This is a genomic window from Streptococcus sp. STC1396 (genome assembly GCF_058933875.1).
The window spans coordinates 11,865-23,892 of the sequence record NZ_JBZYCU010000008.1 but is presented as its reverse complement, the minus strand read 5'-3'; the positions used below and the strand labels follow the sequence as shown (position 1 = coordinate 23,892).

Here is a 12,028-nt window from a genome sequence, read left to right as displayed (position 1 = left end):
ATCTTGATTTTTATAGTGGATTTTGTTTATAATTGAATATGATGAACTAGATTGGAGAGAGAAGATGGCAAGTATTATTTTTACAGCAAAAGATATTTTTGATCAAGATTTTAAGCGCGAAGTGCGTGGCTACAGCAAGGCAGAAGTAGATGAATTTTTGGATGATGTCATCAAAGATTATGAAACTTACGCTGCTTTGGTGCAAGAACTGCGTGAAGAAAATCGTCGTTTGAAAGAAGAATTGGCGAATAAGCCTGAAGAAACGGCTCCAGCAAAGCCGGTTCAACCAACAGTAGAAATGCCACAAATGACATCGGCAACCAACTTTGATATTTTGAAGCGCTTGAACCGTCTGGAAAAGGAAGTTTTTGGCAAGCAGATTGTGGATCGTGATATGTAATTGGTCTAATAACTGTGCAATTTTTGGATAATCGCGTGAAGATTTGATATTTTCATGAGGAAAGTCCATGCTAGCACCGGCTGTGATGCTGGTAGTGTTTGTGCTAGGTGAAACAATAAGCCTAGGGACGGATTTTTCCGTTACGGCGACTGAAAAGGCTAAGTCTTTGGATAGGTCTGATTAGGTCTGAAAGTGCCACAGTGACGTAGTTCTTTTGGAAACAGAAGAAGTGGAACGCGGTAAACCCCTCAAGCTAGCAACCCAAACTTTGGTCGGGGCACGGAATGCGTGGAAACGAACATAGCATTCTGACTGGAAACAGTAGACAGATGATTATCGAAGGAGATGGTACCTAGTCATTTCTGGAACAAAACATGGCTTATAGAAAATTGCACATAGGTTAGCTAGCGTATGCTAGCTTTTTGATTAAGACATAGAGTTCCTTTCAACAGATTACAGATGAAAGTGATGAAATATAAAAGTAAGGTTTCTCTCAAAAAGAGTAGCCACGCCAGAACATTCTGATTCCGAGCTGAGACCAGTTTTTTAACGGTTTGGCCAAGTGGATCTTGATAGAGTAAGAAAGAATGAAAGAAAATTTTAATTTAATTGCTACTGCGGCAGCGGGTCTGGAAGCAGTGGTCGGCCGTGAGATTCGGGATTTGGGTATAGATTGTCAGGTTGAAAATGGTCGCGTTCGCTTTAGAGGCGATGTCAAAACTATTATTCAAACCAATCTCTGGCTGCGCTCGGCAGATCGGATAAAGATTATTGTGGGGACATTTCCAGCCAAAACATTTGAAGAGCTTTTTCAAGGCGTCTTTGCTTTGGACTGGGAAAATTATCTACCCTTAGGTGCGAAATTTCCCATTTCTAAAGCCAAATGTGTCAAATCAAAACTGCATAATGAGCCCAGCGTTCAAGCCATTTCAAAAAAAGCAGTTGTGAAAAAATTGCAAAAGCATTATGCTCGTCCAGAAGGTGTTCCCTTGCAGGAAAATGGAGCAGAGTTTAAGATTGAAGTTTCCATTTTAAAAGACCTTGTGACGGTCATGATTGATACCAGCGGTTCTAGCTTGTTCAAGCGTGGTTATCGGACTGAGAAGGGCGGAGCGCCAATCAAGGAAAATATGGCAGCCGCGATTTTACTTTTGTCAAACTGGTATCCAGATAAACCCTTGATTGACCCGACTTGCGGATCAGGAACCTTCTGTATCGAAGCGGCTATGATTGGGATGAAGATGGCACCAGGTCTACACCGTTCCTTTGCTTTTGAAGACTGGAATTGGGTAGACAAGGACTTGGTGCGTCAGCTTCGGGTAGAAGCTCTGGCTCAGATTGACCAAGACATCCAACTGGATATTTCGGGTTCTGACTTGGATGCTCGTCTGGTAGAGATTGCCAAGAAAAATGCGGAAGAAGCCGGCGTTGCTGACCAGATTCACTTTAAGCAAATGCGTCTGCAAGACCTTCATACGGACAAGATTAATGGTGTCATTATCTCTAATCCGCCTTATGGCGAGCGTTTATTGGACGATGATGCTGTGACCAAGCTCTATCAGGAAATGGGGGAAACTTTTACCCCATTGAAGACATGGAGTAAATTTATCTTGACGAGCGACGAGGCCTTCGAAGCCAAATATGGCGGTCAGGCAGATAAAAAACGAAAACTCTACAACGGTACTTTAAAAGTTGATTTATATCAATATTTTGGAGAGCGTGTCAAACGTCAAATTCTTGATTAGGAAGGAATGCAGATAATGAATGAAAAAGATTTAGAATCTTCGCAAGAGTCGATCTTGGATTTTGAAGAAGCCAAGGATTTGACAGTTGGTCAAGTCAAACGTAAAAATGAGGAAGTCGAAGCGGGAGTAACAGACGAAGATAGTATTTTAGATAAATACATCAAACAGCACCGAGAAGAAATAGAAGCAGGGAAGTTTGATACTCAGAACTTTGAAGAAACTCCAGAAGAGGCGCACCCGCTTAATGTTGCTTTTGATTTAGATGATTTTGCTAAAGAAAGGAATGAGGATGGGGGAAGTGAAGGACTGGAAGCTGCCCCAGACCATTCCGCAGATTTGTATGAAACGCAGTTGGCAGAAGAGGCAGAACTCGCTCCTAACAAATCAGCTTTAGAAATAGATGATTTACCAGTTGAGCCTTTTGTTGATCCTTCCGATGATTCGCTTCAAGAGGCAGATGAGGAAGACTTTGAAAGCCTTGAAGTTCCTTTTTACAAGAAAAAGGTAGTTTTATATTCTGTGCTTGCACTTTTCGCGGTTACAGCCATTGGAACCTCTCTCTATTTTACCTTGGGAAGAAATAGTAGTAATAGAACATCAGGGAGTTCCAGCGTTTCAACCACTCAATCAAGCAAAAAGTCAGTTTCGTCAAGTTCAAAGAAAGAAGCTTCTTTGAAAGAATTTAATGATTTGTACGCTTCATTCTTTACAGATAGTAGCCAAACAGCAGTGAAAAACAGCAAATTTGGAGAGTTAGAAAGTTTGAAAGCCAAGCTTGAGGCTCTAAAAGGTACCAGCGACTACGATGCAGCTAAAACTAAATACGATGCTCTGGTCAAGCAAATTTCAGCAATCCAAAGTGTAAATTCACAATTTGACGGCGGCGCCATTACAGACGGTGTCCTCAATACAGAAGCCAAGGCAAATGCTGATGCTAATTTCTCTGATGTGTCAAGTGGAAATGCGAAATTGGACGAAGTCCTGAAAGCAGCTGTTGCTCAAGGACGCAGTCAAATAGTACCGGCACCAGCTCCTGGCACAGATCAAGGAGGAAGTCCTGCAACAGCTGGAGGTGGTTCAGGTTCAGGCACTGTCTCCAACTCCTATACTGGCTTTGGCCTCCCAAGTGATGGGGTAAACCTCCAGCGTCATCTCAGCCGAGTTCCTTACAATCAAGCGGCTATCGATGATGTCAATAATCCAGCTTGGATTTTTAATCCTGGAGTTTTAGAGAAAATTTTGCAAACATCACGCGAACGTGGATATATCACAGGGGACCAATTCATCCTTGAAAAAGTTAATATTATCAAGGGCAATGGTTATTATAACCTTTTCAAGCCAGATGGAACTTATCTTTTCAGTATCAACTGTAAGACGGGTTATTTTGTAGGAAACGGCCCAGGTTATGCGGAAGATTTAGATTATTAAATCAATTACTTCAGCAGACTGTCTAGCGGTCCTTAAGCTTGCTAGATGATGCATCAAAATAAAAAAATGCAGAAATTCCATTTGGACGATTTTCTGCATTTTTTTGTTTAGATAACATGCCGGTCAAAGGCATTATCAGAAATTCCTTGGCTGAGAATGAGTTTTGCCCATTCTTTGGCTGAAAAGAGGCTGTGATCCTTATAATTTCCACAGGATTCGATGGTAGTGCCAGGGACATCTGCCCAAGTAGTTGTCTGGGCGATTTCTTCTAGGCAGGACTTAATGATTTGAGCAATCTCGGTCGCTGTGTGCTGTCCCCACATAATCATATGAAAGCCTGTGCGGCAGCCAAAAGGTGAACAGTCAATCATACCATCAATCCGTTTGCGAATGAGCATGGCCAGCAGGTGTTCGATCGTATGCAGACCGGCGGTCGGAATGGAATTCTCATTTGGTTGAACCAGACGAATATCAAAGTTAGAAATAATATCTCCTTTTGGTCCAGTTTCTTCACCAATCAGACGGACATACGGGGCTTTAACAATGGTATGATCCAGCTCAAAGCTTTCAACAATAACTTCTTTAGACATAAGTTCTCCTTTACGATAATAGATGAGTGCGAAGCAGAATCAATCATAAGCTTTCGTATCATATTTTAAAAATCTTCCCCTTGATTATAGCATAAAAAAAGTTTACATTTAAAATAAAAAATTTTATATATTAAATTCTTTTATTTAGCGCCCTTTTAGCAAATAATAGAGAAAAAACAGGCCTGTTTTTTAGAAAAATAGGTTTGTGAATTCTCAGCATTTATGATAGAATAGTATGGAATTTTGAATTCAATAATTAAATAGATTTGGAGTGAAAACATGGGCTTAAATATTATAGCTGTTTTTGTTTTTGCTGCCATCATTGGTTTAGTGATTGGATACGTAGGGATCTCGGTTAAGATGAGAACATCTAAAGATGCCGCAGAACTTACTCTTTTAAATGCTGAACAAGAAGCAACCAATTTACGCGGACAAGCCGAACGTGAAGCTGATTTGATTGTCAAAGAAGCCAAACGTGAAACTAGTTCGCTTAAAAAAGAAGCACTTTTGGAGGCAAAAGAAGAAGCCAGAAAATATCGTGAAGAGGTTGATGCAGAATTTAAGTCTGAGCGTCAAGAATTAAAACAAATTGAAAGCCGCTTGACAGAGCGTGCAAGTAATCTTGACCGCAAAGACGATAATTTAACCAACAAGGAAAAGACTTTGGAGCATAAAGAACAAAGTCTCTCTGATAAAGCTAAACACATTGATGCGCGTGAAGCACAAGTAGCTGAGCTAGAGCAGCAAAAGGAAGCTGAGCTTGAGCGGGTAGCGTCCCTTACTCAAACGGAAGCGCGTGACATTATCTTAGCGCAGACCGAGGATAAACTCTCTAAAGAGATTGCGACTCGTATTCGGGAAGCGGAGCAGGATATTAAAGAGCGCTCTGACAAGGTGGCCAAGGATATCTTGGTGCAAGCTATGCAGCGAATTGCTGGTGACTATGTGGCTGAGCAGACCAACTCAACAGTTCATCTACCTGATGATAGTATGAAGGGGCGGATTATTGGTCGCGAGGGGCGCAATATTCGTACTTTTGAAAGCTTGACCGGTATTGATGTCATCATCGATGACACACCCGAAGTAGTCACTCTTTCAGGCTTTGATCCTGTTCGTCGTGAAATTGCTCGCATGACGATGGAAGCCCTCTTGAAGGACGGACGTATTCATCCGGCTCGCATTGAGGAGCTGGTTGAAAAGAATCGGATAGAAATTGATAATCGTATCCGAGAGTATGGTGAAGCAGCCGCTTACGAAATCGGGGCACCAAACCTGCATCCTGATTTGATGAAAATTATGGGACGTTTGCAGTTCCGTACCTCTTATGGACAGAATGTTCTTCGTCACTCGATTGAGGTAGCCAAGCTCTCTGGAATTATTGCTGGGGAACTGGGTGAAAATGCGAATCTTGCCCGTCGTGCTGGTTTCCTTCATGACATTGGGAAAGCCATTGACCGTGAGGTGGAAGGCAGTCACGTAGAAATCGGGACAGAATTGGCTCGTAAGTACAAAGAGCATCCAATCGTTGTTAATACGATTGCCAGCCACCACGGAGATGTGGAGCCTGAGAGCGTGATTGCAGTTATCGTTGCGGCAGCAGATGCCCTTAGCGCAGCTCGTCCGGGTGCTCGCAGTGAGTCACTTGAGAGCTATATCAAACGTCTACAGGATTTGGAAGAAATTGCTAACGGCTTTGAGGGCGTAAAAAATAGTTTTGCTTTACAAGCAGGCCGCGAAATTCGAATCATGGTCAATCCAGAACGGATCAAAGATGATAAGATTACGATTTTAGCACATGATGTTCGTGAAAAAATCGAAAATAATCTGGAATATCCAGGTAATATCAAAGTCACAGTCATTCGCGAAATGCGTGCAGTTGATTACGCAAAATAAGAAGGAAAGCAAGTTGGCAGCAGCTTGCTTTTTCTTTCTTGTGAAGTGCTTACTTCTCCTACGAGGTTTCGGACTGGCCTGCTAACTTTTTGATGAGAACACTATAGAAATAGAGACATTCTCTTGAAATATAAGCATAATTCTGTTACACTAGATAGAAAGATTATGAAGGAGATATGATGACGGAACGAGGCTTACTAATCGTCTTTTCAGGCCCCTCAGGTGTAGGTAAAGGAACAGTCAGACGAGAGATTTTTGAAAGCACTGATAATCAGTTTCAATATTCTGTATCCATGACAACCCGTCCACAACGTCCTGGTGAGGTAGATGGGGTTGACTATTTCTTTCGCACTCGTGAAGAGTTTGAGGAGCTGATTCGTCAGGGACAGATGCTGGAATATGCTGAGTATGTTGGAAATTATTATGGAACTCCACTCACTTATGTAAATGAGACCTTGGATAAGGGTGTGGATGTTTTCCTAGAGATTGAAGTTCAAGGTGCTCTCCAGGTTAAGAAAAAAGTTCCGGATGCTGTCTTCATTTTTCTGACTCCTCCAGACTTGGAAGAATTAAAAGACCGTTTGGTTGGTCGCGGGACAGATAGCGCAGAAGTCATTGCTCAGCGGATTGAGAAAGCAAAAGAAGAAATTGCCTTGATGCGTGAGTATGACTATGCCATTGTCAATGATCAAGTATCTTTGGCGGCTGAACGCGTTAAACGTGTGATCGAAGCGGAGCATTTTCGTGTGGATCGAGTCATCGGTCGTTACCAAGAGATGCTTCCAAAAGATGAAGTACTTATACGATAATTAAGTTAGAAATTAGGTAAAAAATTATGATGTTAAAACCGTCTATTGACACCCTGTTGGACAAGGTGCCATCAAAATATTCTTTGGTTATCTTGGAAGCCAAGCGTGCTCATGAATTAGAAGCTGGTGCTAAACCAACTCAGGAATTCAAATCAGAGAAATCAACATTGCGTGCTCTGGAAGAAATTGAATCTGGTAATGTTGTGATTCACCCAGATCCAGAAGGAAAACGCGAAGCAGTTCGCCGTCGTGCGGAAGAAGAACGCCTGCGCAAAGAAGAAGAGGAGCGCAAGATCAAAGAACAAATTGCCAAAGAAAAAGAAGAGGGTGAGAAGATTTAAGGTTGGGGCTACTCAATCTTATTTTTTTCTATGAATATGGCGTTTAGGGAAAGCGAGGTGAGAGTGTGAAAATTGCCAAGATTATTGTCGATGTTCCTCTGATGCAGACGGACAAACCATACAGCTATGCGGTTCCAGAGGAGTTTTCTGGAATGCTGCAAGCTGGGATGCGGGTGCATGTGCCTTTTGGTAAGGGCGGGCGTTTGATTCAAGGGCTGATTGTTGGCTTGGCGGATGAGGAAGCTGAAGATCTGGCAGGACATGTTGGAGAATTGAAAGATATTGCAGAAGTTCTGGACTTTAGACCGGTTCTCAATGCGGAGCAGCTCTGGCTAGCTGAGCAGTTGCGCCAGTCTGTCTTTTCCTATAAAATTTCCATCCTGAAGGCCATGTTACCAAGTCTTCTTAATTCCAGCTATGACAAGTTACTTTATCCAACGGAGCAGCTTTCAGTTGAGGAGCGGCAGTCTATTTTCGGTCAAACAGCTAGTCTTCGTTTTTCTGATTTGGATAAGAAAAGTCAGTCTAAGCTCATGCGGTTGACCCAGGCTGGTAAGATTCGCTTGGAATACCAAGCGACTGACCGTAAGCATATTAAGACAGAAACTTGGTATCAAGTGGACAGAGAGAAATTGGCTCAGTTTCTGCCTTCCACCCGAGCGAAAAAGCAGCAGGAACTTCAGACTTATCTGCTGGAAAATCCACAATCAGGTCGCCTCAAAGACTTACGCAAGCTCTTTTCGCCTACAGCAGTTAAAATTTTCTTAGAAAAGGAGCTTCTCCATACAGAGAAGAAAGAGGTTAGCCGGTCTGCTGCGCATTTCCAAAAGGAGCGACAGGATAAAAAGCTGGTTCTAAATGAGGAGCAAGCAGTCGTGGTCGCTGCGATTTGTGAAAAAATCGGTCAAGAAAACGCTCAACCCGTTTTGCTAGAAGGAGTGACGGGGAGTGGCAAGACCGAGGTTTATCTCAAGGTGATTGAGGAAGCTCTGGTTCAGGGCAAGACGGCAATTATGTTGGTTCCGGAAATTTCCCTGACTCCTCAGGTGACTGACCGTTTTATCTCGCGCTTTGGCGACAAGGTGGCTATTTTGCATTCAGGTCTATCTGATGGTGAGAAGTACGACGAGTGGCGCAAGGTGGAGCGGGGAGAGGCTCAGGTAGTTGTAGGTGCGCGTTCGGCCATCTTTGCTCCGCTGACAAATATCGGAGCCATCATCATTGACGAGGAACATGAGTCCTCCTACAAGCAGGATTCCAATCCTCGCTACCATGCCAGAGAAGTGGCTCTCCTGCGAGCTCAGTACAATCAATCTGTCTTGGTGTTGGGTTCGGCGACTCCGAGTTTGGAAAGCAGGGCCAGAGCTAGTCGTGGCGTCTATGACTTTTTGCAGCTGACTAAGCGGGCTAATCCACTGGCGCAGATTCCTCAGGTTCAAGTGGTGGATTTTCGAGATTACATTGGGCAAAATGAAGCTAGTAATTTTACTCCTGTTCTCTTAGAAGCTATTCAGGATCGTCTGGAGAAAGGTGAGCAGACGGTTCTTATGCTCAACAGGCGAGGCTATTCCAGCTTTGTCATGTGTCGAGAATGCGGCACGGTGGACACCTGTCCCAACTGTGATATTTCCCTGACCCTGCATATGGATACCAAGACCATGAACTGCCATTACTGTGGCTTTACCAAGGACATTCCACAAGCCTGTCCTAATTGTGCCAGTCGCAGCATTCGCTATTATGGTACGGGGACGCAGAAGGCCTATGATGAGCTGACGACTCTCTTTCCAGATGCTCACATTCTGCGGATGGATGTGGATACGACCCGTAAAAAGGGGAGTCATGAAGAAATCCTAGAGGCCTTTGGTCAGGGGCAGGCAGATATTCTGCTGGGAACTCAGATGATTGCCAAGGGACTGGATTTTCCTAATGTGACCTTGGTCGGTGTCCTCAATGCGGATACAGCTCTGAATCTGCCAGATTTTCGCTCTTCGGAACGGACCTTCCAGCTATTGACTCAGGTGGCTGGCCGAGCTGGTCGGGCTGAAAAAGCAGGACAAGTCTTTATCCAGTCTTACAATCCTCATCACTATGCCATTGACTTTGCCAGAAAGCAGGACTACGAAGGTTTCTACGCTTATGAAATGGGGATTCGTCGGCAGTTGAGCTATCCGCCTTATTACTATACAGTAGGGCTGACCCTATCCCACAAGGATGAGGAAATGGTGGTCAAGAAATCTTATCAGGTTATGGATATTTTACGGAATGGCCTGTCGGACAAGGTGCAAATTTTGGGTCCCACACCCAAGCCCATTGCCCGCACCCACAATCTCTATCACTATCAGATTTTACTTAAGTATCGGTTTGAGGATGACCTGCAAGTCACGCTTAATCAGGTATTGGAGTTAACGCAGCAAGCGGAAAATAAGGACCTGCGCCTCAGTATTGATAATGAACCCCAGAATTTTATCTGATGACAAAAGTGAGCGAGAGCTATCAGCTTTGCTCGCTTTTTTGGTATAATAGAAAGAAAAACAGTCGTAGGCGACAGTAGTCTGCGACAGATTTGAGGAAACGACAGTGAAATTAATCTTTATGGGGACACCTGACTTTTCAGCAACTGTCTTAAAAGGCCTACTGGAAAGCGAACAATATGACATTTTAGCGGTGGTCACTCAGCCAGATCGAGCGGTGGGCCGCAAAAAGGAAATCCGTATGACACCGGTCAAGGAAGTGGCTTTAGCTAACGGCTTGCTGGTTTACCAACCAGAAAAGTTGGCTAAAAGCGCGGACTTGGAAGAGATTATGAACTTGGGAGCTGACGGCATCGTGACAGCAGCCTTTGGACAATTTCTGCCTAGCCGTTTGCTGGATAGCGTTAACTTCGCAGTGAATGTCCATGCCTCTCTCTTGCCCAAATACCGTGGCGGAGCGCCCATTCATTATGCTTTGATAAATGGCGATGAAGAAGCTGGTGTGACTATTATGGAGATGGTCAAAGAGATGGATGCTGGTGATATGATTGCCAGTCGAGCGATAGCCATTGAAGAGTCTGATAATGTCGGAACTCTCTTTGAAAAACTAGCTGTGATTGGCCGCGATCTTCTTTTAGAAGTCTTGCCAGCCTATGTAGCGGGAGAGATTCAAGCCCAGCCTCAGGATCCAGATCTGGTGACTTTTTCACCAAATATCAGCCCAGATCAAGAGCGGATTGATTGGACAAAGACCAGTCGCCAGATTTTCAATCAGGTTCGGGGCATGAATCCTTGGCCGGTGGCCCATACCCTGCTAGCTGGTCAGCGCTTCAAGATTTACGAAGTTAGCCAAGCGGAAGGCAGTGGTCGTCCGGGTGAAATCCTGACGATCAGCAAAAAAGAATTAGTCGTCGCAGCGGGTCAGGGAGCCCTTTCTCTAAAGACGGTGCAGCCATTCGGCAAGCCCAAGATGGGCATCAAGGACTTTCTCAACGGTCTGGGTCGCAGCTTAGCAGTAGGTGATGAATTTGGAAAGTAAACAAAAAAGAGCCCGTGAGCTTGCTCTGGAAATTCTGGAAGAAGTCTTTGAAGAGGGCGCTTATTCCAATATTGCCCTCAACAAGGCTCTGAAACAGAGTGCTTTCAGTTCAGCTGATAGAAGCTTGGTTACGGAGCTGGTCTATGGAACGGTCGCTCGCAAAATCTCTCTGGAATGGCAGCTGGCTCATTGGGTGGAGGACAGAGACAAGCTGGATGCTTGGCTGTACATCTTGCTTCAGCTCAGCCTTTATCAGATGCTCTATCTGGATAAAATCCCCCAGCATGCTGTTGTCAATGAAGCTGTTGAGATTGCAAAAGGCCGCAAGCGTGGCAGTGAAAAATACGTCAATGCCATCCTGCGGAAGATCGAGCGGGAAGGTGCAGCTGATCCGGCCACTATCAACCGCAAGAACAAGCGCTACTCAGTCCAGTATTCTCTGCCGGTCTGGCTAGTCAAGGTTTTGATTGACGAATACGGGGAAGAACGTGCGGAAGCTATTTTTGAAAGCCTCTTTGAACGCAACAAGGCCAGCATTCGAGTGACGGATTTGGCTCGAAAGGAAGAAATTAAAGCAGTTTTGGGTGCGGACGATTCGCTCTTGGCTTCTTCAGCCTTGGTCAAGAAACAAGGCCATTTTGCTGGTCATGAGTTCTTTGAAAAAGGCCTGATTACTATTCAAGACGAGTCAAGCCAGCTGGTTGCTCCGACCTTGCAGATTGAAGGATATGAGCAGATTTTGGATGCCTGCAGTGCGCCGGGTGGCAAAGCTGTGCACATGGCTTCCTATCTGACGACTGGTCAGATTACAGCCTTGGATCTTTACGACCATAAGCTGGACTTGATTCGTCAAAATGCGGATCGTCTAGGCTTAGCAGATAAAATCACAACTCAAAAGCTGGATGCGACCAAGGTGTTTGAGACTTTTGGTCCAGACGCTTTTGACAAGATTTTGGTGGACGCTCCCTGCTCTGGAATCGGCTTGATTCGTCGTAAACCAGATATTAAGTACAATAAAGAAAATGCAGATTTTCAGAGCCTGCAAAAAATTCAGCTGGATATATTAGACAGTGTTTGTCAAAGTCTATGTAAAGGTGGTATAATAACTTATAGCACTTGCACGATTGTGTCTGCAGAGAATTTTGAAGTAGTCAAGCAATTTTTAGAAAGACATCCAAACTTTGAGCAAGTTAGACTAGAACATGAAAGAGAAGATATCGTAAAAGACGGCTGTATCTTGATTACACCAGAATTATATGGCAGTGATGGATTTTTTATCAGTCAATTTAGGAAGATATCTTAACTGGAGGAG

The 12,028-nt window shown here is 44.1% G+C and carries 10 protein-coding genes and 1 other RNA gene; 10 read left to right on the top strand and 1 reads right to left on the bottom strand.

Annotation, left to right across the window (positions count from 1 at the left end; genetic code table 11):
* Positions 1 to 64 precede the first annotated feature (64 nt).
* The 4 genes from gpsB (at position 65) to AC5FEC_RS04025 (ending at position 3,573) form a co-directional block, all read left to right on the top strand.
* Positions 65 to 400 carry a cell division regulator GpsB gene (gene gpsB / locus AC5FEC_RS04040; RefSeq protein ID WP_037617694.1) on the top strand — a complete coding sequence of 112 codons (336 nt, stop codon included), beginning with the start codon at positions 65 to 67 and terminating at the stop codon, positions 398 to 400.
* 19 nt (positions 401 to 419) lie between these two features.
* Positions 420 to 787, top strand: an RNA gene (gene rnpB / locus AC5FEC_RS04035) — RNase P RNA component class B.
* A 200-nt stretch (positions 788 to 987) separates the two neighbouring features.
* On the top strand, positions 988 to 2,145 hold the full coding sequence (locus AC5FEC_RS04030; protein ID WP_493661382.1) for a THUMP domain-containing class I SAM-dependent RNA methyltransferase: 1,158 nt from the start codon (positions 988 to 990) through the stop codon (positions 2,143 to 2,145).
* A 6-nt stretch (positions 2,146 to 2,151) separates the two neighbouring features.
* A complete protein-coding gene (locus AC5FEC_RS04025; RefSeq protein ID WP_493661381.1) occupies positions 2,152 to 3,573 on the top strand; it encodes a cell division site-positioning protein MapZ family protein in 1,422 nt (473 codons plus the stop codon).
* 107 nt (positions 3,574 to 3,680) lie between these two features.
* On the opposite strand, the gene AC5FEC_RS04020 is transcribed toward AC5FEC_RS04025, so the two are convergent.
* A complete protein-coding gene (locus AC5FEC_RS04020; protein ID WP_493661380.1) occupies positions 3,681 to 4,163 on the bottom strand; it encodes an S-ribosylhomocysteine lyase in 483 nt (160 codons plus the stop codon).
* A gap of 279 nt (positions 4,164 to 4,442) precedes the next feature.
* Here AC5FEC_RS04020 and AC5FEC_RS04015 point away from each other — a divergent pair, with 279 nt between their 5' ends.
* The 6 genes from AC5FEC_RS04015 to rsmB all read left to right on the top strand — a co-directional run bounded on the left by AC5FEC_RS04015 (position 4,443) and on the right by rsmB (position 12,019).
* On the top strand, positions 4,443 to 6,056 hold the full coding sequence (locus AC5FEC_RS04015) for a ribonuclease Y (protein ID WP_037617685.1): 1,614 nt from the start codon (positions 4,443 to 4,445) through the stop codon (positions 6,054 to 6,056).
* 176 nt (positions 6,057 to 6,232) lie between these two features.
* Positions 6,233 to 6,865, top strand: coding sequence for a guanylate kinase (gene gmk, locus AC5FEC_RS04010; protein WP_209325471.1), 633 nt, complete (start codon positions 6,233 to 6,235; stop codon positions 6,863 to 6,865).
* A 26-nt stretch (positions 6,866 to 6,891) separates the two neighbouring features.
* Positions 6,892 to 7,206 (top strand): DNA-directed RNA polymerase subunit omega, encoded by a 315-nt coding sequence (gene rpoZ, locus AC5FEC_RS04005; protein WP_037617682.1) that lies wholly within the window; start codon positions 6,892 to 6,894, stop codon positions 7,204 to 7,206.
* Positions 7,207 to 7,271: 65 nt separating this feature from the next.
* Positions 7,272 to 9,677, top strand: a complete 2,406-nt coding sequence (locus tag AC5FEC_RS04000; protein ID WP_493661379.1) for a primosomal protein N' — start codon at positions 7,272 to 7,274, stop codon at positions 9,675 to 9,677.
* A 121-nt stretch (positions 9,678 to 9,798) separates the two neighbouring features.
* Positions 9,799 to 10,716, top strand: a complete 918-nt coding sequence (gene fmt, locus AC5FEC_RS03995) for a methionyl-tRNA formyltransferase (protein ID WP_493661406.1) — start codon at positions 9,799 to 9,801, stop codon at positions 10,714 to 10,716.
* Complete coding sequence (rsmB, locus tag AC5FEC_RS03990; protein WP_493661378.1) at positions 10,706 to 12,019, top strand: 16S rRNA (cytosine(967)-C(5))-methyltransferase RsmB; 1,314 nt, start codon at positions 10,706 to 10,708, stop codon at positions 12,017 to 12,019. Before fmt ends, rsmB begins: the two co-directional genes overlap by 11 nt.
* The last annotated feature ends 9 nt before the right edge of the window (positions 12,020 to 12,028 follow it).

What these genes read in the sequence shown, in the direction of transcription:
- AC5FEC_RS04015 (WP_037617685.1), top strand. Translation starts at nt 4,443, where the DNA reads ATGGGCTTAAATATTATAGCTGTTTTTGTTTTTGCTGCCATCATTGGT.
- AC5FEC_RS04030 (WP_493661382.1), top strand. Translation starts at nt 988, where the DNA reads ATGAAAGAAAATTTTAATTTAATTGCTACTGCGGCAGCGGGTCTGGAA.
- gpsB (WP_037617694.1), top strand. Translation starts at nt 65, where the DNA reads ATGGCAAGTATTATTTTTACAGCAAAAGATATTTTTGATCAAGATTTT.
- AC5FEC_RS04025 (WP_493661381.1), top strand. Translation starts at nt 2,152, where the DNA reads ATGCAGATAATGAATGAAAAAGATTTAGAATCTTCGCAAGAGTCGATC.
- rpoZ (WP_037617682.1), top strand. Translation starts at nt 6,892, where the DNA reads ATGATGTTAAAACCGTCTATTGACACCCTGTTGGACAAGGTGCCATCA.
- fmt (WP_493661406.1), top strand. Translation starts at nt 9,799, where the DNA reads ATGGGGACACCTGACTTTTCAGCAACTGTCTTAAAAGGCCTACTGGAA.
- AC5FEC_RS04020 (WP_493661380.1), bottom strand. Translation starts at nt 4,163, where the DNA reads ATGTCTAAAGAAGTTATTGTTGAAAGCTTTGAGCTGGATCATACCATT.
- gmk (WP_209325471.1), top strand. Translation starts at nt 6,233, where the DNA reads ATGATGACGGAACGAGGCTTACTAATCGTCTTTTCAGGCCCCTCAGGT.